18 protein-coding genes and 1 rRNA gene are annotated in these 18,595 nt (G+C 59.7%); 10 read left to right on the top strand and 9 right to left on the bottom strand.

Features of this window, described 5'->3' with window-relative positions; genetic code table 11:
• Positions 1–5 precede the first annotated feature (5 nt).
• A 16S ribosomal RNA gene (locus OZ428_RS11345) occupies positions 6–1,539 on the bottom strand.
• Between the two features lie 642 nt (positions 1,540–2,181).
• On the opposite strand from OZ428_RS11345, the gene rhtA reads away from it, so the two are divergent.
• The 4 genes from rhtA (at position 2,182) to OZ428_RS11325 (ending at position 4,985) form a co-directional block, all read left to right on the top strand.
• On the top strand, positions 2,182–3,069 hold the full coding sequence (rhtA, locus tag OZ428_RS11340; protein WP_269133400.1) for a threonine/homoserine exporter RhtA: 888 nt from the start codon (positions 2,182–2,184) through the stop codon (positions 3,067–3,069).
• 164 nt (positions 3,070–3,233) lie between these two features.
• Positions 3,234–3,515, top strand: coding sequence for a hypothetical protein (locus OZ428_RS11335; RefSeq protein ID WP_016980214.1), 282 nt, complete (start codon positions 3,234–3,236; stop codon positions 3,513–3,515).
• Between the two features lie 111 nt (positions 3,516–3,626).
• Entirely contained in the window at positions 3,627–4,358 is a 732-nt protein-coding gene (locus OZ428_RS11330; protein ID WP_269133399.1) for an SDR family oxidoreductase, read from the top strand.
• A 36-nt stretch (positions 4,359–4,394) separates the two neighbouring features.
• Positions 4,395–4,985 carry a 2-hydroxychromene-2-carboxylate isomerase gene (locus OZ428_RS11325; protein WP_269133398.1) on the top strand — a complete coding sequence of 197 codons (591 nt, stop codon included), beginning with the start codon at positions 4,395–4,397 and terminating at the stop codon, positions 4,983–4,985.
• Here the strand turns inward: OZ428_RS11325 and OZ428_RS11320 are convergent.
• Positions 4,982–5,968 carry a zinc-dependent alcohol dehydrogenase family protein gene (locus tag OZ428_RS11320; RefSeq protein ID WP_269133397.1) on the bottom strand — a complete coding sequence of 329 codons (987 nt, stop codon included), beginning with the start codon at positions 5,966–5,968 and terminating at the stop codon, positions 4,982–4,984. The two genes, OZ428_RS11325 and OZ428_RS11320, sit on opposite strands and share 4 nt — an antisense overlap.
• A gap of 116 nt (positions 5,969–6,084) precedes the next feature.
• Between OZ428_RS11320 and OZ428_RS11315 the strand changes: the two genes are divergently transcribed.
• Positions 6,085–6,993 carry a LysR family transcriptional regulator gene (locus tag OZ428_RS11315; RefSeq protein WP_269133396.1) on the top strand — a complete coding sequence of 303 codons (909 nt, stop codon included), beginning with the start codon at positions 6,085–6,087 and terminating at the stop codon, positions 6,991–6,993.
• Here OZ428_RS11315 and OZ428_RS11310 read toward each other — a convergent pair.
• The 3 genes from OZ428_RS11310 to OZ428_RS11300 all read right to left on the bottom strand — a co-directional run bounded on the left by OZ428_RS11310 (position 6,986) and on the right by OZ428_RS11300 (position 10,495).
• Positions 6,986–8,794, bottom strand: a complete 1,809-nt coding sequence (locus tag OZ428_RS11310; RefSeq protein WP_269133395.1) for an aminopeptidase P family protein — start codon at positions 8,792–8,794, stop codon at positions 6,986–6,988. The two genes, OZ428_RS11315 and OZ428_RS11310, sit on opposite strands and share 8 nt — an antisense overlap.
• 37 nt (positions 8,795–8,831) lie before the next feature.
• Positions 8,832–9,992 carry a cysteine desulfurase family protein gene (locus tag OZ428_RS11305; protein ID WP_269133394.1) on the bottom strand — a complete coding sequence of 387 codons (1,161 nt, stop codon included), beginning with the start codon at positions 9,990–9,992 and terminating at the stop codon, positions 8,832–8,834.
• A 233-nt stretch (positions 9,993–10,225) separates the two neighbouring features.
• Positions 10,226–10,495, bottom strand: coding sequence for a hypothetical protein (locus OZ428_RS11300; RefSeq protein ID WP_028615811.1), 270 nt, complete (start codon positions 10,493–10,495; stop codon positions 10,226–10,228).
• Between the two features lie 386 nt (positions 10,496–10,881).
• Here OZ428_RS11300 and msuE point away from each other — a divergent pair, with 386 nt between their 5' ends.
• Genes msuE through OZ428_RS11280 form a run of 4 tightly spaced genes read left to right on the top strand, consistent with a single transcriptional unit; the run spans position 10,882 to position 14,953 of the window.
• Positions 10,882–11,445 carry an FMN reductase gene (gene msuE / locus OZ428_RS11295; protein WP_033900283.1) on the top strand — a complete coding sequence of 188 codons (564 nt, stop codon included), beginning with the start codon at positions 10,882–10,884 and terminating at the stop codon, positions 11,443–11,445.
• A gap of 9 nt (positions 11,446–11,454) precedes the next feature.
• The gene (gene ssuD, locus OZ428_RS11290; protein ID WP_269133393.1) at positions 11,455–12,594 is read left to right on the top strand and encodes an FMNH2-dependent alkanesulfonate monooxygenase; all 1,140 of its coding nucleotides are present in this window, start codon (positions 11,455–11,457) and stop codon (positions 12,592–12,594) included.
• Positions 12,595–12,650: 56 nt separating this feature from the next.
• Positions 12,651–13,838: an acyl-CoA dehydrogenase family protein gene (locus OZ428_RS11285; RefSeq protein WP_016980225.1), complete on the top strand. Its 1,188-nt coding sequence runs from the start codon at positions 12,651–12,653 to the stop codon at positions 13,836–13,838.
• Between the two features lie 11 nt (positions 13,839–13,849).
• Positions 13,850–14,953, top strand: coding sequence for a sigma-54 interaction domain-containing protein (locus OZ428_RS11280; protein ID WP_033900291.1), 1,104 nt, complete (start codon positions 13,850–13,852; stop codon positions 14,951–14,953).
• Here OZ428_RS11280 and OZ428_RS11275 read toward each other — a convergent pair.
• On the bottom strand, positions 14,942–15,307 hold the full coding sequence (locus tag OZ428_RS11275; protein WP_026000062.1) for an antibiotic biosynthesis monooxygenase: 366 nt from the start codon (positions 15,305–15,307) through the stop codon (positions 14,942–14,944). The genes OZ428_RS11280 and OZ428_RS11275 overlap by 12 nt on opposite strands.
• A gap of 101 nt (positions 15,308–15,408) precedes the next feature.
• Here OZ428_RS11275 and soxR point away from each other — a divergent pair, with 101 nt between their 5' ends.
• The gene (gene soxR / locus OZ428_RS11270) at positions 15,409–15,861 is read left to right on the top strand and encodes a redox-sensitive transcriptional activator SoxR (protein WP_033900293.1); all 453 of its coding nucleotides are present in this window, start codon (positions 15,409–15,411) and stop codon (positions 15,859–15,861) included.
• Between the two features lie 8 nt (positions 15,862–15,869).
• On the opposite strand, the gene OZ428_RS11265 is transcribed toward soxR, so the two are convergent.
• From OZ428_RS11265 to OZ428_RS11255, 3 genes are read right to left on the bottom strand one after another with little or no spacing between them, the layout of a single operon-like run.
• The gene (locus OZ428_RS11265; RefSeq protein ID WP_178952081.1) at positions 15,870–16,640 is read right to left on the bottom strand and encodes a MetQ/NlpA family ABC transporter substrate-binding protein; all 771 of its coding nucleotides are present in this window, start codon (positions 16,638–16,640) and stop codon (positions 15,870–15,872) included.
• Positions 16,641–16,669: 29 nt separating this feature from the next.
• On the bottom strand, positions 16,670–17,335 hold the full coding sequence (locus tag OZ428_RS11260; protein ID WP_016980232.1) for a methionine ABC transporter permease: 666 nt from the start codon (positions 17,333–17,335) through the stop codon (positions 16,670–16,672).
• Between the two features lie 3 nt (positions 17,336–17,338).
• Entirely contained in the window at positions 17,339–18,562 is a 1,224-nt protein-coding gene (locus OZ428_RS11255) for an SfnB family sulfur acquisition oxidoreductase (protein ID WP_269133392.1), read from the bottom strand.
• Positions 18,563–18,595 lie beyond the last annotated feature (33 nt).

Below are 18,595 nucleotides of genomic sequence, written 5' to 3'. Positions count from 1 at the left end.
TCGATTAAGGAGGTGATCCAGCCGCAGGTTCCCCTACGGCTACCTTGTTACGACTTCACCCCAGTCATGAATCACACCGTGGTAACCGTCCTCCCGAAGGTTAGACTAGCTACTTCTGGTGCAACCCACTCCCATGGTGTGACGGGCGGTGTGTACAAGGCCCGGGAACGTATTCACCGCGACATTCTGATTCGCGATTACTAGCGATTCCGACTTCACGCAGTCGAGTTGCAGACTGCGATCCGGACTACGATCGGTTTTATGGGATTAGCTCCACCTCGCGGCTTGGCAACCCTCTGTACCGACCATTGTAGCACGTGTGTAGCCCAGGCCGTAAGGGCCATGATGACTTGACGTCATCCCCACCTTCCTCCGGTTTGTCACCGGCAGTCTCCTTAGAGTGCCCACCATGACGTGCTGGTAACTAAGGACAAGGGTTGCGCTCGTTACGGGACTTAACCCAACATCTCACGACACGAGCTGACGACAGCCATGCAGCACCTGTCTCAATGTTCCCGAAGGCACCAATCTATCTCTAGAAAGTTCATTGGATGTCAAGGCCTGGTAAGGTTCTTCGCGTTGCTTCGAATTAAACCACATGCTCCACCGCTTGTGCGGGCCCCCGTCAATTCATTTGAGTTTTAACCTTGCGGTACTCCCCAGGCGGTCAACTTAATGCGTTAGCTGCGCCACTAAAAGCTCAAGGCTTCCAACGGCTAGTTGACATCGTTTACGGCGTGGACTACCAGGGTATCTAATCCTGTTTGCTCCCCACGCTTTCGCACCTCAGTGTCAGTATTAGTCCAGGTGGTCGCCTTCGCCACTGGTGTTCCTTCCTATATCTACGCATTTCACCGCTACACAGGAAATTCCACCACCCTCTACCATACTCTAGTCAGTCAGTTTTGAATGCAGTTCCCAGGTTGAGCCCGGGGATTTCACATCCAACTTAACAAACCACCTACGCGCGCTTTACGCCCAGTAATTCCGATTAACGCTTGCACCCTCTGTATTACCGCGGCTGCTGGCACAGAGTTAGCCGGTGCTTATTCTGTCGGTAACGTCAAAATTGCAGAGTATTAATCTACAACCCTTCCTCCCAACTTAAAGTGCTTTACAATCCGAAGACCTTCTTCACACACGCGGCATGGCTGGATCAGGCTTTCGCCCATTGTCCAATATTCCCCACTGCTGCCTCCCGTAGGAGTCTGGACCGTGTCTCAGTTCCAGTGTGACTGATCATCCTCTCAGACCAGTTACGGATCGTCGCCTTGGTGAGCCATTACCTCACCAACTAGCTAATCCGACCTAGGCTCATCTGATAGCGCAAGGCCCGAAGGTCCCCTGCTTTCTCCCGTAGGACGTATGCGGTATTAGCGTCCGTTTCCGAACGTTATCCCCCACTACCAGGCAGATTCCTAGGCATTACTCACCCGTCCGCCGCTCTCAAGAGAAGCAAGCTTCTCTCTACCGCTCGACTTGCATGTGTTAGGCCTGCCGCCAGCGTTCAATCTGAGCCATGATCAAACTCTTCAGTTCAAACATCTTTGGGTTTTTAAGAAACCCTAAACTTGGCTCAGCAATCGTTGGTTACATCTTTGATTTCTCGCGGAGTAACTTGTGATGCTGATAATCTTGTTGACTATCAGTCTGACTCCACAAGCACCCACACGAATTGCTTGATTCAGTTGTTAAAGAGCGGGTGGTTAAGATCTTTCGTCTCAACCGAGGCGCGCATTCTACAGCAGCCTCATTTGCTGTCAAGTGATTATTTTCAGAAGCTTTCGAAGGTTTCTTCAACAACTTCAACCACTTGCGCTTCAGATCTCTCGTCAGCGGGAGGCGAATTCTACAGCGTTACACGCTGCTGTCAACACCTCTTTTTCAACTTCCTTTTGGCTTCGATGAACTGAAGCAACCTACTGCCGAAACCTACATAACTCATTGTTTACCAAGGAGTTTTCCGTTTCGACTGCGCCGGAAGTGGGGCGAATTATAGACGCATGAAATCTGCCGTCAACCCTTGATTTGGTTTTTCTATCAAAGAAGCTGAAAACCTCGAGATTCGTCCGTTATAAGCCATTACCAAGGATAATTGAGCAATATATTGCTCAACCTTAAACAGTTAAGCATCATAGCGCCCACGCTTCTCTTAATATGACTTCGGACGAACACCCCCAAATGACCACCTCCTCCCGCAGCCTGGCCTCGACATTGTTCCCAGTCGGCTTGCTGCTGATTGCCATGGCCTCCATCCAGTCCGGCGCCTCGCTGGCCAAGAGCATGTTTCCTATCGTCGGCGCACAAGGCACCACGGCACTGCGCCTGATTTTTGCCAGCGTGATCATGCTGCTTCTATTACGTCCATGGCGTGCCAAGTTGACGGCCAAATCCCTGCGCACCGTCATCGTTTATGGGATGGCCCTAGGCGGCATGAACTTCCTCTTCTATATGTCCTTGCGCAGCGTACCTCTGGGGATTGCGGTGGCCCTGGAGTTCACCGGTCCGCTTGCCGTGGCTATCTATGCCTCTCGGCGCGCGGTCGACTTCCTGTGGATCGCCCTGGCAATCATCGGCTTGCTCCTACTTATCCCAATGGGCGAAGCGAGCAGCGGTATCGATCTACTGGGTGCGGGCTACGCCTTGGGTGCCGGGGTCTGCTGGGCGCTCTACATTCTGTATGGCCAGAAAGCCGGTAATGACAACGGCGTGCAGACCGCCGCCCTCGGCGTAATGATCGCCGCCTTGTTTGTTGCCCCTATCGGCATCGTCCACGCAGGCAGCGCATTGCTGACGCCTGCCCTGATCCCGGTCGCCATCGGTGTCGCCATTCTGTCCACCGCCCTGCCCTACACCCTGGAAATGGTCGCACTGACACGCCTCCCCGCCCGCACCTTCGGCACGCTCATGAGCATAGAACCGGCTTTCGGCGCACTCTCCGGCCTGCTGTTCCTGCACGAACACCTGTCACTCGCGCAGTGGCTGGCAATCACGTGCATCATCCTGGCCTCCGTAGGCGCTACCGTGACAATGCGCAGCGAGTCAAAGCCGCTGGTTCCAGCGGATTGAAGGCTGTTTGAATGTAGCTCTGGCATTTGGCGCTCATTTAGGCCATGTTTAAGCCGTAAACGAATGTCATTCATGGAGAATTTCGACAAGGACAGCGCGAACGCTACACCCGAGAGCGAGTAGAGCCAGCCTCTAGCATTGCGAGGCGGCTATTAAGGATAGGAATGAAGCGAATTTTGATACTGTTAATGGTCATGGCGATTGCCGGTTGTGCCGCGACCACCAAAACAGAAGTGAAACGTGGAAAAAAAGGGCTGCATATCAACTGTTCCGGCCTGTCTTCTTCTTGGGACCAGTGCTACACCAGTGCAACGAACTCTTGCGGCGCCAAGGGCTATCGGGTTATCGCAAAGTCCGGTGACAATTCCGAGGAACCTGGGGACTACCCCTTCGGCCTCAACCCTGCCGGCTACACCAGTCGAAGCATGATCGTCATCTGCAAGTAATCGCTCGAGCAGTCATCCCCTGACTGCTCTCATTAAATTCCAGCGATAAAACCAGCCCTTTGCGGCGCTGCGACTAGACTCCTGCTCGACCATTGAGCCAAGGGAGTTCCCATGACGCACAACAAGAAAATCGTATTGGTAGTGGGTGCCGGTGATGCAACGGGCGGCGCCATTGCCAAGCGCTTTGCCCGCGAAGGCTACGTGGCGTGTGTCACCCGCCGCAGCGCCGATAAATTGCAGCCGCTGGTAGACAGCATCCACGCGGCAGGCGGTGAAGCCCATGGCTTTGCCTGCGATGCACGTAAAGAAGAAGACGTCATTGCGCTGATCGAGCAGATCGAAACCGAGCTGGGTCCGATTGAAGCCTTCGTGTTCAACATCGGCGCCAACGTGCCGTGCAGCATCCTGGAAGAAACCGCGCGCAAGTATTTCAAGATCTGGGAGATGGCTTGCTTCTCCGGCTTCCTGAATGCCCGCGAAGTCGCTATACGCATGGTCACGCGCAACCGAGGCACCATTTTGTTCACGGGTGCTACCGCAGGATTGCGCGGCGCTGCCGGGTTTGCCGCCTTCGCCGGCGCCAAACACGGTATCCGGGCGCTCGCGCAAAGCATGGCCAGGGAACTCGGGCCCAGAAACATCCACGTCGCCCATGTGGTGGTCGACGGCGCCATCGACACCGACTTCATTCGCGACAATTTCCCGCAGAAATACGCGCTCAAGGACCAGGACGGCATCCTCAACCCCGAGCATATCGCCGATAACTATTGGTACCTGCACAGCCAGCCACGCGACGCCTGGACGTTCGAACTGGACCTGCGCCCCTGGAATGAACCCTGGTAAGCACGCCCCCACAATAATAAGCAGCGAGCATCGACCATGAGTAAAACCCTGGAATTCTTCTTTGACCTCGGCAGCCCCGCCACCTATCTGGCCTACACCCAGCTCCCCGCACTGTGCGCCTCAACCGGTACGCAGCTGATTTATAAGCCCATGCTGTTGGGCGGCGTGTTCAAGGCCACGGGCAACGCCTCTCCCATCAACGTGCCCGCCAAAGGTCGCTACATGTTCGATGACCTGGCGCGCTATGCACGTCGCTACAACGTACCGCTCACGTTCAACCCGCACTTTCCCATCAATACCCTGCTGTTGATGCGGGCCGTCACCGGCATTCAATTGCGCCAACCCGAGCGCTTCGATGACTTTGTGGATTGCCTGTTCCGCGCCCTCTGGGTAGATGGCCGTCATTTGGGAGACCCCACTGTTGTTGCTGCCGTGCTGACCGAACACGGTTTTAGTCCCGAAGCGGTGCTGACCCTGGCCAACGACGAAGCGGTAAAGACCGCCCTCAAGGACAACACCGAACAAGCCGTTCAACGTGGCGTGTTCGGTGCGCCCAGCCTGTTTGTAGGCAACCAGCTGTTCTTTGGTCAGGACCGTCTGGACTTTGTGCGCGAAGCCCTGAGTTAGATCTCGATCGCCAAGCGCCCTTGCGCGCCGCTTGCGAGCAGATCGTAGGCGGCGTTCGCACTGTGCAAATCGAATGAACGCCCATCCATGGTCGGCTTGAGTTTGCCGGCATCGATCAACCGCGCCGCCTCGGCAAGAATCTGCCCGTGATGCTCACGCCCCTTGCCGGTCAGCAACGGCAATAAGGTAAATACGCCCGAGTAGGTTGCCCCACGAAACGACAGCGGTGCCAGGCTGTGTTGTCCCCAGCCCAGGCAACTCACTACATGACCGTGATAGCTCTTGGCGGCTCGAAAGGATGCATCCAGCGTTTCGCCGCCGACGGTGTCATACACAATGTCGAAGCCTTCGCCCGCGGTGTACTGCGCGACGTACTCCTCAACCGTCAGCTGCTGATAGTCGATAAACGTCGCGCCCAGCGCCTCGATCACCGCACGATGCTTGGCGGATCCCGTGGCGTATACCTGCGCTCCGTGGGCAATCGCCAGTTGCACTGCGACATGCCCTACACCACCCGCGCCGCCTTGGATCAGCACTTTGTGCCCGGAGCCTACATGCGCCCGGTCCACCAAGCCTTCCCACGCGGTGATCAGCACCAGCGGCAACACCGCCGCTTCACGCATGCTCAAGGCCTCGGGCTTCTTCGCCAGCAAACGGGCATCGACGGCCGCGTATTCGGCCAACGAGCCCTGTGCGCCACCGATGCCGGTCGCCAACCCATAAACCTTATCGCCTACGTGCCAATCACCGACGTCTGGGCCGACGGCTTCCACGGTGCCTGCCAGGTCCATGCCGAGTACTGCCGGTAATGGCTGCCGGGCGTGGGCAGCCTGACCGGCGCGGATTTTCCCGTCCAATGGATTAAGGCCACTGGCGCTGATTTTGACCAACACTTGGCCAGCGCCGGCTGCCGGTTTAGGAATTGTCGTCAGCCGGAACGGTGCATCCACGGCATCCACAATCAAAGCGTGCATATCAGTCATGTTGGCGGTCTCGCGTCATCGAAGAATGAAGTCAATGATCCGCCAGCCAATTCATGCCGATAAGACACCAAAAGACTATAGTGCTTATGCGCAAGAAGAATGAATTGGAAACCCCCATGGACAAACTCAACGCAATGGCGATTTTCGTTCGCGTGATCGAACGCGGCAGCTTCTCCGCCGTCGCCCGGGAAATGCAGACTACCCAACCCACCATCAGCAAAGTCCTGCGCGCCCTGGAAACCGAACTGGGCGGCAAGCTGATTGCCCGCAGTACGCGCCAACTGTCCCTGACCGACGAAGGTCAGCGCTACTACAGCCACTGTCGCGAAATCCTCGCCGCTGTGGATGCTGCCGAACACAGCTTCCAGACCGGCAAAGAGGCGATCGCCGGCTCCCTGCGCGTGGGCTCATCGGTGAGTTTCGGGCGCCTTCAGATTGCTTCACGTTTGAGCGATTTCCTGCAGAAATACCCTGACGTACAAATAGACCTGCAACTCAACGATCACCTGCAGGACATGGTCAGCGAAGGCCTGGACGTGACCCTGAGAATCGGTGAACTGCGCGACAGCGGCTTGATCGCCAGGCAGATCGGCACCACCCACCGCGTCACCCTGGCCAGCCCGGCTTACCTGGCCAACCATCCCGCACCGAAAACTCCGCAGGATCTCAGCCAGCACAACTGCTTGCTGTTCAACCTGCTCAGCAGCCAGAACCAGTGGGTTTACGAAAAGAATGGCACGCGACACAGCGTGCGCATCGCCGGCAACGCCCAGAGCAACAACTCAGAGGCGGTGCGGGAGATGGTGTTGACGGGGCTAGGCATTGCGCTGTCGCCCCTGTGGTTGTTCCATGATGATCTGAAAGCTGGCCGCGTGATCGCGTTATTGCAGGACTACACCCCGCAATCACTGCCGATCCATGCGGTGTCGGCGCCCAACCGTCGGCAATCGGCCCGGGTCAAGGCATTCGTCGACTATATGGCCGACGCCCTGGCCCAGGCCCCCGAATTGCAGGCGATCAAATAGCTGCAGTGCGCACCTGCAACCAGTCAAGTGCGGCACCGTCGAGCAACGGACTCAGACGCTCACGCACCTCGGCATGGTAAGCGTTGAACCACTCACGCTCGTCTACCGTGAGCAGCGACGGTTCCAGGCAGCGCGTGTCGATCGGGCACAAAGTCAGGGTTTCAAACTTGAGGAACTCGCCGAACTCAGTCTTGCCGGCTTCGCGGTTCAGCACCAGGTTCTCGATACGCACGCCCCAGCGTCCCGGACGGTAAGTGCCCGGCTCGATGGAAGTGATCATCCCCGGCTGCATCGCCGTTTGCGGCGCAGTGGCCGCCTGATAGGCAATCACTTGAGGACCTTCATGCACATTGAGGAAATAGCCTACGCCGTGCCCGGTACCGTGGCCGTAGTCCACGCCCTCAGCCCAGATCGGCGCGCGAGCAATGGCGTCCAGCAGCGGTGACAGGATGCCTTTCGGGAAATGCGCACGGGACAAGGCAATCACGCCCTTGAGCACACGGGTGCAGTCGCGTTTCTGTTCCTCGCTCGGCGTACCGATTGGCACCATCCGCGTGATATCCGTGGTGCCGCCGAGGTACTGGCCGCCCGAATCGATCAGCAGCAGGCCATCGCCTTCAATCACTGCGTGCTCTTCTTCAGTGGCGTGGTAGTGCGGCATCGCACCATTGGCGTTATACGCCGCGATGGTGTTGAAACTCAGCGACACATAACCGGGGCGACGGGTGCGCGCAGCGGTCAGGTGTTCGTCGATGGTCAGTTCGGTGATACGTTCGCGCCCCAGCGCACTGTCCAGCCAGGCGAAGAATTCGCACAATGCCGCGCCGTCCTGCTCCATGGCCTGGCGGATGTGTTCCGCGTCGGCCAGGCTCTTGCGCGACTTGGCCAAGGTGGTCGGGTTGAGTCCTTCGACCAGCTTGACGCCGGCATCAAGGTTTTCCAGCAAGCCCGCGGTAACGCGCGCCGGGTCGACCTGCACACTGGCGCCCGCCGGCACCGTACGCAAGGCATCCGCCACTTCGCTGTAGTCGCGCAGCGTCACGCCATCCTGTTCCAGCACCGCCCGCAACGCGGCATCGACTTTGCTCAGCGCCACGAACAACGTGGCCTGCTCTTGATTGATCAGCGCAAAGGACACAAACACCGGGTTGAACGAGACATCACCGCCGCGCAGGTTGAACAGCCAGGCGATGTCGTCCAGGGTCGCGATGAAGTGCCAGTCGGCGCCCTTCTCCTTCAGGGCAGCGCGCAGCGAGGCGAGTTTCTCACCCCGGCTGACGGTGGCCTGAGGCGGCAGGTGCTGATAGATCGGCTGGTTTGGCAGTGTCGGACGGTCTTGCCAGACTTCATCCAACAGGTCGATATCAGTACGCAGTTGTGCACCGCGCTCCGCCAACTTGCCGCCCAGGGTCCGCGCCGAGGCCACGGCCATAACCGCACCGTCCACCGCGACAACGCCACCTTCCGGCGTCTGCTCGGCCAGCCACTCCAGCGGTCCGGGTTGGCCTGGCTGCAGTTTCACCAATTCGATGCCGCTGCCCTTTAGTTCCTTGGTCGCTTGTTCCCAGTAACGGCTATCGGCCCACACGCCGGCGAAATCCGCCGTGACAATCAGCGTCCCCACCGAACCATGAAACCCCGACAACCATTGCCGCCCCTGCCAGTAACCCGGCAGGTACTCGGACAAGTGCGGGTCGGCCGACGGCACCAGCAAGGCGTGAATGCCCTCGCGGCTCATCAGTTCACGGGTGTGCGCCAGGCGCTGGGGAACCGTTCCATGGGTCAAAGGCTGCGTACTCATTGTGTCTCCTGCTAACCACGAATAATTATTATGTGAATCAGACCGCCCAGAACGCCGGTGTACTGGCCAGGGCGGCCTTGATCAATTGCACCGCTTGGTCGATATCCTGCTCGGTGGTAAACCGGCCCAGGCTCAAGCGAATGGTACGGCCGGCGCTGCGTGCATCATGGCCCAACGCCAGGAGCACATGGGACGGCGCGTTACTCGCCGAATTGCAGGCCGAGGTCGCGGAAAACGCGATCCCCGCACTCAACGCAGCGGCGTTGAATTCGCCTTCTCCAAACGTGAGGCTCAGGGTATGTGGAATACGTTGTGTCGCGCTGCCATTGAGGCGCACGCCGGCCACCGATTCCAACTGGTCCAGCAAGCGCTGACGCAAGGCGACGATCACCGCCTTTTCTTCAGCAAAAGACGCCGCCGCCAAGGCAAACGCGGTGCCCATGCCGGCAATCTGATGGGTCGCCAGGGTGCCGGAGCGCAGGCCGCCTTCGTGACCACCGCCGTGGATCTGCGCCAACACCTTCTGCTGCGCCCGAGGGCCGACATACAACGCGCCGATCCCTTTGGGGCCATACAGCTTGTGGGCCGAAAACGACATCAAGTCCACCGGCCATTGCGCCAGGTCGATCGTCACCTTGCCCGCGCCCTGCGCCGCATCCACATGCAACAACGCGCCGTGTTCACGCACTCGCGCGCCGATGGCGGGGATGTCGTTGAGGGTGCCCAGTTCGTTGTTCACCAGCATCAGCGAAACCAGGAACGTGTCTTCGCGCAAGGCTTCGCTGACGGCATCGGCGCTGATCAGCCCATCGGCATCCGGCACCAGGTAGGTGACGGCCACACCGGCTTCCTGCAGTTGCCGCGCGGTATCCAACGTAGCCTTGTGTTCGATCTGGCTGGTGATGATATGCCCACCCGTCACGCCTCGCGCCTGGGCCACGCCCTTGATTGCAAGGTTATTGGATTCGGTGGCGCCGGAAGTCCAGACGATTTGCTCAGGGTTGGCACCGACCAACTCGGCTACCTGGCGACGCGCCTGCTCGACCGTGTGCCGGGCCGCCTGGCCGAACGCATGGGAACTGGACGCGGGGTTACCGAAATTGGCATTGAAGCCCAGACACTCGACCATCACCTGGATGACCCGCTCATCCACCGGGGTGGTGGCGGCGTAGTCGAAATACAGCGGACGTTTATTCATGACGTTAAAAACTCGCAGAGCAGGTTCCCGAGAGCAGCGTCTCAGGGGCACGGACCGGGACAGAGGTTGTCAGGTTTAACCGATCGAATGCCATTAAAGAAGGACCACTTTATGAAAATGTGCGTAGGAACGCTCCTGAAATTCAGCTTAACAGGCTGAAGTCGCACCATGGAAAACAAAAAGCCCGAGGTTCCTTAGGGGAATCCTCGGGCTTTTTGCCGCCAGGCGCGGGATCAACTGGGACGACCATGCAGGGTCACGCTGCGTTCGGCGTTCATTTCGCCCTGGCGATCAAACCCGAAAGGCTTCTGTGGCTGGCCGGTCAGTGCGGCGCGCTGCTGTTGGTATTCATCAAACGACAAACCACGACGGCTCAATGCTTCCAGGGCCAACTGCTTGGTTTCTTCCGCCGTGTAGGGGCGCAATTCAGGTGAAGGATGGGTCGCACATCCGGCAAGGACTGAGCTGACAATCAATAAGGAAACAGCGAGGAATCGGTTCATGGCGGCGGCCCTGCAAAGGAGGTTTCGAGTCAATGAACACAGGCTACTCCCGGCCCCGCACGGTGAAAAATCACCTGCCTTGATAGTCGCTATCAACCGCCAAGGCACCTGCGATAGCGGTATTCGTATATTTCTTTATGATCTATAAATATGGAAATACGTTCATTTACGGAATAAATGCAACCCTCTATAACTGACGCTACATCGCGTCGGCACTGTTGCCCACGCAACTGTTGCCAGCGCAACAGCCAATCAACAAATCACCAGCCAGACAACAGCGACACTTTTCGGCAGTGAGCTTGCAACCCACGCCAATCAAGGCCTGCGCCCGTTGGTATAGCTCTTGCTCACCAGGTTGCACTCCACTGTTGAAAAAGGAACTGTTCATGACCCGTCCCCTGAATGTCGTTGCCCTCTCCGGCGGAACCTGGCGCCCGTCACGCACCCTCGTGCTGACCCAAGCGGTGCTCGCCGAACTGGCCACGTTGCTGCCGATCCAGACCACCCTGATCGAACTGGGCGAGATTGCCCGGCCGCTGGGGGGTGCGCTGTCCCGTGACGAACTGCCGGCAGATGTCGAATCCCAACTGTTGGCCATCGAACAGGCCGACCTGCTGATCGTCGCCGCGCCGGTCTATCGTGGCTCCTATCCCGGCCTGCTCAAGCATCTGTTCGACCTGGTCGGCCTCAACGCCTTGATCAATACGCCGGTACTGCTCGCCGCCACTGGCGGCAGCGAACGTCATGCGCTGGTACTCGATCACCAACTGCGTCCGCTGTTCAGCTTTTTCCAGGCATTGACCTTGCCGATCGGTGTGTACGCCACCGAAGCCGACTTCACCGACTACCAAATCACCAGTGAACTACTAAAAGCCCGTATTCAACTGGCGGCAGAACGCGCTGCGCCTTTGTTTGCAGCGCACTCCCCCTCTCTGCTGAAAATCGCTTAAGGATTGGTCATGGATGTTTTCTGGTTTCTGCCAACACATGGCGACGGGCATTACCTGGGCACCACCCAAGGCGCACGGCCGGTCACCCTCAATTATCTGAAACAAGTCGCCCAAGCGGCTGACAGCCTGGGTTACCACGGCGTACTGATTCCTACCGGGCGCTCGTGCGAAGACTCCTGGGTCATTGCCTCGGCGCTGGTGCCGCTGACCGAACGCCTGCGTTACCTGGTGGCGATTCGTCCGGGCATCATTTCGCCGACGGTCTCGGCACGCATGGCGGCGACCCTGGATCGTCTGTCCAACGGCCGCTTGCTGATCAACGTGGTGACCGGCGGCGACCCCGATGAAAACCGTGGCGACGGCAGCTTCCTCGACCACAGTGAACGTTACGAAGTCTCCGATGAATTCCTACAGATTTGGCGCCGTGTATTGCAGGGCGAATCGGTAGATTTCGAAGGCAAACACCTGCGCGTGCAGAACGCCAAGGCACTGTACCCACCGGTGCAGAAGCCTTATCCACCGCTGTATTTTGGTGGTTCCTCCGACGCCGCCCACGACCTCGCCGCCGAACAGGTCGATGTGTACCTGACCTGGGGCGAACCGCCGGCCGCCGTCGCGGAAAAACTCGCGGATGTGCGTGAACGCGCCGCACGCCACGGGCGCACCGTGAAGTTCGGCATTCGCCTGCATGTGATTGTGCGTGAAACCGAAGAGGACGCCTGGAAAGCCGCCGACAAACTGATCGAACACATCAGCGACGAAACCATCGCCGCCGCGCAAAAATCCTTCTCGCGCTTCGACTCCGAAGGCCAGCGCCGCATGGCCGCCCTGCACGACGGGCGCCGCGACAACCTGGAAATCGCCCCCAACCTGTGGGCCGGTGTCGGGCTGGTGCGCGGCGGTGCCGGCACAGCACTGGTGGGCAACCCGCAACAAGTCGCCCAGCGCATCAAGGAATACGCGGATTTGGGGATCGAGAGTTTCATCTTCTCCGGCTACCCGCACCTGGAAGAGGCGTATCGCTTTGCCGAGCTGGTGTTCCCGCTGCTGCCGGAACCCTACGCCAGCCTGGCCGGGCGTGGTGTCACCAACCTCACTGGCCCGTTCGGCGAAATGATTGCCAACGATGTACTGCCAGCCAAGGCCTGATGGGCTGAGCAGCGGGAACGGCCCTGGCCGCTCCCGCCTATAAAAGAGGAAACCCCGTGACAGCCAAACCCCACAGCGTCCTGCCCTCCCCCTTGCAGACCGCCAAACTGCTGGCCGCCGAATTCGCCCTTACCGCCGTCGAGCGCGACGAGCGCGGCGGCACGCCCAAAGCCGAACGTGACGCGCTGCGCCACAGCGGCCTGCTCGCCCTGAGCATTCCCACCCAATACGGCGGCCTTGGTGCACGCTGGAGCGAAACCCTGGGGATCGTCCGTGAATTCGCCAAGGTCGACAGTTCCATCGCCCACGTCTTCGGCTTCCACCACCTGATGCTCGCCACCGTGCGCCTGTTTTCGCGCCCGGACCAATGGCAACCCTGGTTCGAACAGACCGCACGCAAAAACTGGTTTTGGGGCAACGCCCTCAACCCGCTGGACACCCGCACCGTGGTCAAGGATTTCGGCGGCTGGCGCGAGTTCTCCGGCAAAAAGAGCTTCTGCTCCGGCGCCAGCGACTCGGAGATGCTGATCGCCTCGGCGGTGGATGAAACCGCCGGCGGCAAGCTGCTGATCGCCGCAATCCCCAGCGGGCGCAGCGGCATTACCTTGCACAACGACTGGAACAACATCGGCCAGCGCCAGACCGACAGCGGCAGCGCCAGCTTCGAACGCGTGCGCGTCGAAGAGTCCGAATTGCTGCTCGATCCCGGCCCACTGAGCACGCCCTTTGCCTGCCTGCGCCCGCTGATTGCCCAGTTGACCTTCACGCATATGTTTCTCGGGATTGCCGAAGGCGCTTTCGAAGAAGCCCGCAATTACACCCTGACCGAAACGCGCGCCTGGCATAAGTCCTCGGCTGAAGACGTGCGCCAAGACCCTTACGTGCTGCATCACTACGGTGAGTTCTGGGTCGCCCTGGAAGGTATTCGCCTGCTGGTGGAACGCGCCGCCGAGCTGCTCGACCAAGCCTGGGCCAAGGGTGCGAACCTCAGTGAATCCGAGCGCGGCCAATTGGCTATCGCCATCGCCACCGCCAAAGTCGCCGCCACCCGCCAGGGCCTGGACCTGTGCAGCCGGTTGTTCGAAGTGACCGGCGCGCGCTCCACCCACGCCTCGCTGCGTCTGGACCGTCACTGGCGCAACCTGCGCACACAGACCCTGCACGATCCGGTGGACTACAAACTCCACGAACTGGGGGATTGGGCGTTGAACCAATCCCTGCCGATTCCTACGTTCTATTCCTAAGAGAGGTGCCCATGCAGCTGTTGACCCTACCGCCCTCGCCCGCCCTTGCGACGTCGATCCGCGCCACGGCCCAGGTCTTCGAAGACCCGAAATCCCAGGCGCTGCTCGACCATATCCAGCAAGTGGCGCCCAGCGAAGCCAGCGTGCTGATCATCGGCGAGACCGGCACCGGTAAAGAGCTGGTGGCGCGCCACATCCATAACCTCAGCGCGCGGCGCAACCGGCCTTTCGTGGCGGTGAATTGCGGGGCGTTCTCCGAATCCCTGGTGGAAGCCGAGCTGTTCGGCCATGAAAAAGGCGCCTTCACCGGTGCCCTCAGTGCCAAGGCCGGCTGGTTTGAAGAGGCCGACGGCGGCACCTTGTTCCTCGATGAGATCGGCGATCTGCCGATGGCAATCCAAGTGAAGCTGTTGCGCGTCCTACAGGAACGTGAAGTCGTACGCCTGGGTTCGCGTAAGAGCATTCCTATTGATGTGCGCGTATTGGCCGCGACCAACGTGCAACTGGAAAAAGCCATCAACGCCGGGCATTTCCGTGAAGACCTCTACTACCGTCTTGACGTGGTCAGCCTGGAACTCAGCCCGTTGCGCGAGCGCCCCGGCGATATCCTGCCGCTGACCCGACACTTCATCGAAGCCTACAGCCAGCGTCTGGGCTACGGCCCGATCACCATCAGCCGCGAGGCCGAGCAAAAGCTCAAGAGCTACAGCTGGCCGGGCAATATCCGCGAGCTGGAGAACGTGATTCACCACACCCTGTTGATCTGCCGTAACGGCGTGATTGAACGAGACGACCTGCGCCTGTCGAACATGCGCATCGAACGTCAGGACGACAGCCCGCACGGCACCGACAACAGCGCCGAAGCCTTGCTCGCACGCGCCTTCCAGAAGCTCTTCGAAGAACAGGCCGGCGCCCTGCATGAAAAGGTTGAAGATGCCCTGCTACGCGCCGCCTATCGTTTCAGCCATTACAACCAGGTGCACACCGCCAACCTGCTGGGCTTGAGCCGCAACGTCACACGTACGCGCCTGATCAAGATCGGCGAGCTGGCGGTGAACAAGCGCCGCCCCGGTGAAAACGTGCAAGGCGAGCGCATGCTGCATTTATCCATTTAGGCGGCAGTGCAACGCGTTGTCATGGCTGCGCTCGAAACTGCGCAGCACCTGGAACGAACCAAAGGTCACCGCCGTGGCCTGGTGGGCGCGGATCAGCGTCCAGAAATCTTCCTCGCCATGCTCAAAGCACTGGAACGCCGCCTCGCCGTCTTCACGCGAGCGCCATTGCAGGTAGTTGAGCACCCGCCGTCCATCATCGCTGACCTGCACACTGGCATTGATAAAGCCGCCGTGGCCCTGGGCCAGGCGTTCGCTTTGGGTGGTCAAGGCCGCCACCAGGGCGACTTGCTGCTGGGGCTCGATCTGAAATTCGATCAATTGAGTGAAGCTGCGATTTTTCTCTGATACCTGCATGAACACTCCCCTTCCTCTGTAGGCAGAATCTTGCGATTTGATGCCACGCAGGGTAAAACCTCTAGTTAAGTCAAGGTCAAGCGTTGCCTGGGAGTTTTTTCATGCTCAACAAGGAACTCACGGTCGGCCAACTGGCCGCCCGCAGCGGTGTGGCGGTCACGGCCCTGCATTTCTATGAAACCAAGGGGTTGATCAAGAGCAATCGCAATGCCGGCAACCAGCGACGTTATCCACGGGATGTGTTGCGGCGCGTGGTGGTGATCAAGATCGCCCAGCGTTTGGGCATACCACTGGCAACGATTGGCGAGGCGTTGCAGGCCTTGCCGGATGGGCGCACGCCCACGGCGCAGGATTGGGAGCGGCTGTCGGCGCTGTGGCGGGAAGACCTGGATGAGCGCATCAATAAGCTGATGTTGCTGCGGGACAAGCTCAATGGCTGTATCGGTTGCGGGTGCCTGTCGATGGAGGCGTGCCCGTTGCGGAATCAGGATGACCAGTTGGGTGAGCGTGGGCCGGGGGCTCAATTGCTTGAGCCGACGGCCATCACTGAATAAACGCGGGATCAAAAACCAGGGGCAATCTGACCTTTGTAACGGGTCAGGATGAACTGACGCACTTCATCGGAATTCAACGCCTTGGCCAGTTTCTGGATACGTGGGTCATTGATGTTATCCGGCCGCGCCACCAGGTACTCGACGTACAGCGACTTGCCCTTCTCCACGATCAACGCGCTGTTGGTATCGATCCCCGCTTCCAGCGCGTAGTTAGCAAACACAAACGCCAAATCCACCTGGCTCACCGAACGGGCCAGCAAGGCGCCTTCCAGTTCGCGGATTTTCAAATGCTTGGGGTTTTCCGCGATATCGCGCGGCGTACTCAGGGTGTTGCTCGGGTCCTTGAGTTTGATCAGGCCCGCCTCATCCAGCAGCACCAGGGCACGGCCAGTGTTGACCGGGTCGTTGGGGATCGACACCGTGGCGCCGTCCTTCAGCTCCGAGATGTTTTTGATCTTGGTCGAGTAAGCGCCAAAGGGTTCGATATGCACGCCCACCACCGGCACCAGATCGGTGTGACGGGTCTTGTTGTAGTCGTCGAGGAACGGGCGGTACTGGTAATAGTTGGCGTCGATGTTCTTCAGCGACAGTTGTTGGTTGGGCTGGATAAAGTCGGTGAAGACTTTGATCTGCAGGTCCACGCCCTCCTTGGCCAGCACCGGTTTGACGAACTCGAGAATTTCCGCATGGGGCACAGGGGTTGCACCAACCACCAGTTTTTCATTGGCAACGGCATTCAACGACAGGACAGCGGCCAAAATGGCCAGGGACTTTTTCATACAGGCTCCGAAAGCAGTTGTTATAGGAATCAACGGCGGCTGTAACGCGCCACCAAACGGTCACCGGTCATCTGCAGGGCCTGCACCAGCACCAACAGCAGCACCACGGTGACCACCATTACGTCGGTCTGAAAACGCTGGTAGCCGTAGCGAATCGCCAGGTCACCCAGGCCGCCGCCACCGATCACCCCGGCCATGGCGGTGTAGTCCACCAGCACAATCGCGGTCACGGTCACTGCCGCCAGCAGCCCGCCCCGGGCCTCCGGCAACAGGGTGTGGCGGATCACCTGCCAAGTGCTGGCGCCCATGGATTGGGTGGCCTCGACCACGCCGCGATCCACTTCACGCAGCGCGGTTTCCACCAGCCGCGCAAAGAACGGCGTACAGCCCACCACCAGCGGCGGGATGGTGCCCGGCACACCGAGGGAGGTGCCCACCAGCAAGGTGGTGAGCGGGATCAACACGATCAGCAGGATGATGAACGGCAGCGAACGCAACACGTTGACCACCACCGACAGCAACCGATACACCACCAGCGCCTCATGCAATTGGCGCTTGCCGGTGAGAAACAGCAGCACGCCCAGGGGCAGCCCGAGCAGCACGGTAAAACCCAGCGCAGCGGCAAGCATGCTCAGGGTTTCCAGGCAGGCCTGGCCGATGTCGGCCCAATAGATGTTCTTGAACAGTTCGGCCATGGATCACGACCAGTCATGGCGCGGCGGCTTGGCGCCGTTGAGCAGCCAATTACCCACCACGTGGTACTTCCAGCGCACCGGGTCGTGCAAGGTGTGGACCCGTGCGTTGCGCCAGTGGCGGTCGAAGTTGTGCTTCTTCAAGGTGGAACGGGTGCCCCCCAGCTCGAACAGCTTGTTACTGGCTTCGATGGCGATTTCGGTGGTCAGCACTTTTGCTCGCGCGACGGCGAGGGACGCGTGGGCGACGTTGTCTTCATCTGGGGCCGGGCGCGCGGCATCCAGGGCAAAGCCGGCGCGGTCGAGCAAGGCTTCGGCGGCTTCCAGGCGAATATCCAGGGCACCGATCTGAATGATGGTCAGTGGATCCTGACTGGCTTTCTCTACCCCGGCATCGATCCACGGCCGGACGAATTGCTGCACGAACTGCACGGTGTCGCGCAGCGCCGCACGGGCAATGCCCGCGTCAATGGCGGCAGTGGTCAATTGTGCGAAAGGGCCGGCCAAGGTCGGGGAATCGTAGGATTTGTGCGTAGGAAACAGATTGAACGCCGGCACCCGTAAGTCCTGAGCCAGTACCGTCCCGCTGGAGGTAGTGCGCTGGCCCATGCTGTCCCAATCGTCGACCACCACCAGCCCTTCAGTGCCACGCGGCACAAAGGCCAGCTGGGCATTTTGCTGTTCATCCAGCGCCAGCACCGCCAGCCAATGGGCGTACAGCGAACCGGTGCAATAGCCCTTGCGCCCGTTGATCACATAGCCGTCGCCTTCACGGCGAATAGTGGCCTGGATGTCCTGCACGTGCTTGCCGCCGGTTTCCGACAGCGCATTGGCAAAGCGATGGCCCTGCAAGGCCAAGCCGAAGAAATGCGCCTGTTGCTCGGGCGTGCCCTGCAGGCGGATATCTTCCAGCAGGCAGTAGTGGTTCTGCGGGATCTGCCCTAATGACGGGTCGGCCGCCGAAATAATCGCGATCACCTGGGCCAGCACCGCGTAAGACACCTGCGCCCCGCCGAACGCGCGCGGCACACTGATGCCCCACAGGCCACTGTTGGAATACAGGTCCACCACCTCGGCGGGCACCTGGCGGCTGCGGTCGCGCTCGGCGTCCTGTTCCAGGAGAACGGCGGCGACGCGGTGGGCGACGGCAATCGCCTCGGCGGCATCACGGATCAAGGCGGCATGGGGCGTGTGGATCGGGTAATCGGCAGATACAGGCAGTACAGACATACAACGCTCTCGGGCGAATGGTTTGCCAGAGGT

This window comes from Pseudomonas sp. GXZC (assembly GCF_026967615.1).
In the GTDB taxonomy this organism is placed as follows: Bacteria; Pseudomonadota; Gammaproteobacteria; order Pseudomonadales; family Pseudomonadaceae; genus Aquipseudomonas; species Aquipseudomonas azotoformans_A.
Note: the sequence above shows the minus strand (reverse complement) of the source record. Positions and strands in the feature narration are given on the sequence as shown.

Bases quoted from the DNA above. Each gene is read 5' to 3' on its own strand.
- rhtA (WP_269133400.1), top strand. From the start codon at position 2,182: ATGACCACCTCCTCCCGCAGCCTGGCCTCGACATTGTTCCCAGTCGGC.
- OZ428_RS11335 (WP_016980214.1), top strand. From the start codon at position 3,234: ATGAAGCGAATTTTGATACTGTTAATGGTCATGGCGATTGCCGGTTGT.
- OZ428_RS11330 (WP_269133399.1), top strand. From the start codon at position 3,627: ATGACGCACAACAAGAAAATCGTATTGGTAGTGGGTGCCGGTGATGCA.
- OZ428_RS11325 (WP_269133398.1), top strand. From the start codon at position 4,395: ATGAGTAAAACCCTGGAATTCTTCTTTGACCTCGGCAGCCCCGCCACC.
- OZ428_RS11320 (WP_269133397.1), bottom strand. From the start codon at position 5,968: ATGACTGATATGCACGCTTTGATTGTGGATGCCGTGGATGCACCGTTC.
- OZ428_RS11315 (WP_269133396.1), top strand. From the start codon at position 6,085: ATGGACAAACTCAACGCAATGGCGATTTTCGTTCGCGTGATCGAACGC.
- OZ428_RS11310 (WP_269133395.1), bottom strand. From the start codon at position 8,794: ATGAGTACGCAGCCTTTGACCCATGGAACGGTTCCCCAGCGCCTGGCG.
- OZ428_RS11305 (WP_269133394.1), bottom strand. From the start codon at position 9,992: ATGAATAAACGTCCGCTGTATTTCGACTACGCCGCCACCACCCCGGTG.
- OZ428_RS11300 (WP_028615811.1), bottom strand. From the start codon at position 10,495: ATGAACCGATTCCTCGCTGTTTCCTTATTGATTGTCAGCTCAGTCCTT.
- msuE (WP_033900283.1), top strand. From the start codon at position 10,882: ATGACCCGTCCCCTGAATGTCGTTGCCCTCTCCGGCGGAACCTGGCGC.
- ssuD (WP_269133393.1), top strand. From the start codon at position 11,455: ATGGATGTTTTCTGGTTTCTGCCAACACATGGCGACGGGCATTACCTG.
- OZ428_RS11280 (WP_033900291.1), top strand. From the start codon at position 13,850: ATGCAGCTGTTGACCCTACCGCCCTCGCCCGCCCTTGCGACGTCGATC.
- OZ428_RS11275 (WP_026000062.1), bottom strand. From the start codon at position 15,307: ATGCAGGTATCAGAGAAAAATCGCAGCTTCACTCAATTGATCGAATTT.
- soxR (WP_033900293.1), top strand. From the start codon at position 15,409: ATGCTCAACAAGGAACTCACGGTCGGCCAACTGGCCGCCCGCAGCGGT.
- OZ428_RS11265 (WP_178952081.1), bottom strand. From the start codon at position 16,640: ATGAAAAAGTCCCTGGCCATTTTGGCCGCTGTCCTGTCGTTGAATGCC.
- OZ428_RS11260 (WP_016980232.1), bottom strand. From the start codon at position 17,335: ATGGCCGAACTGTTCAAGAACATCTATTGGGCCGACATCGGCCAGGCC.
- OZ428_RS11255 (WP_269133392.1), bottom strand. From the start codon at position 18,562: ATGTCTGTACTGCCTGTATCTGCCGATTACCCGATCCACACGCCCCAT.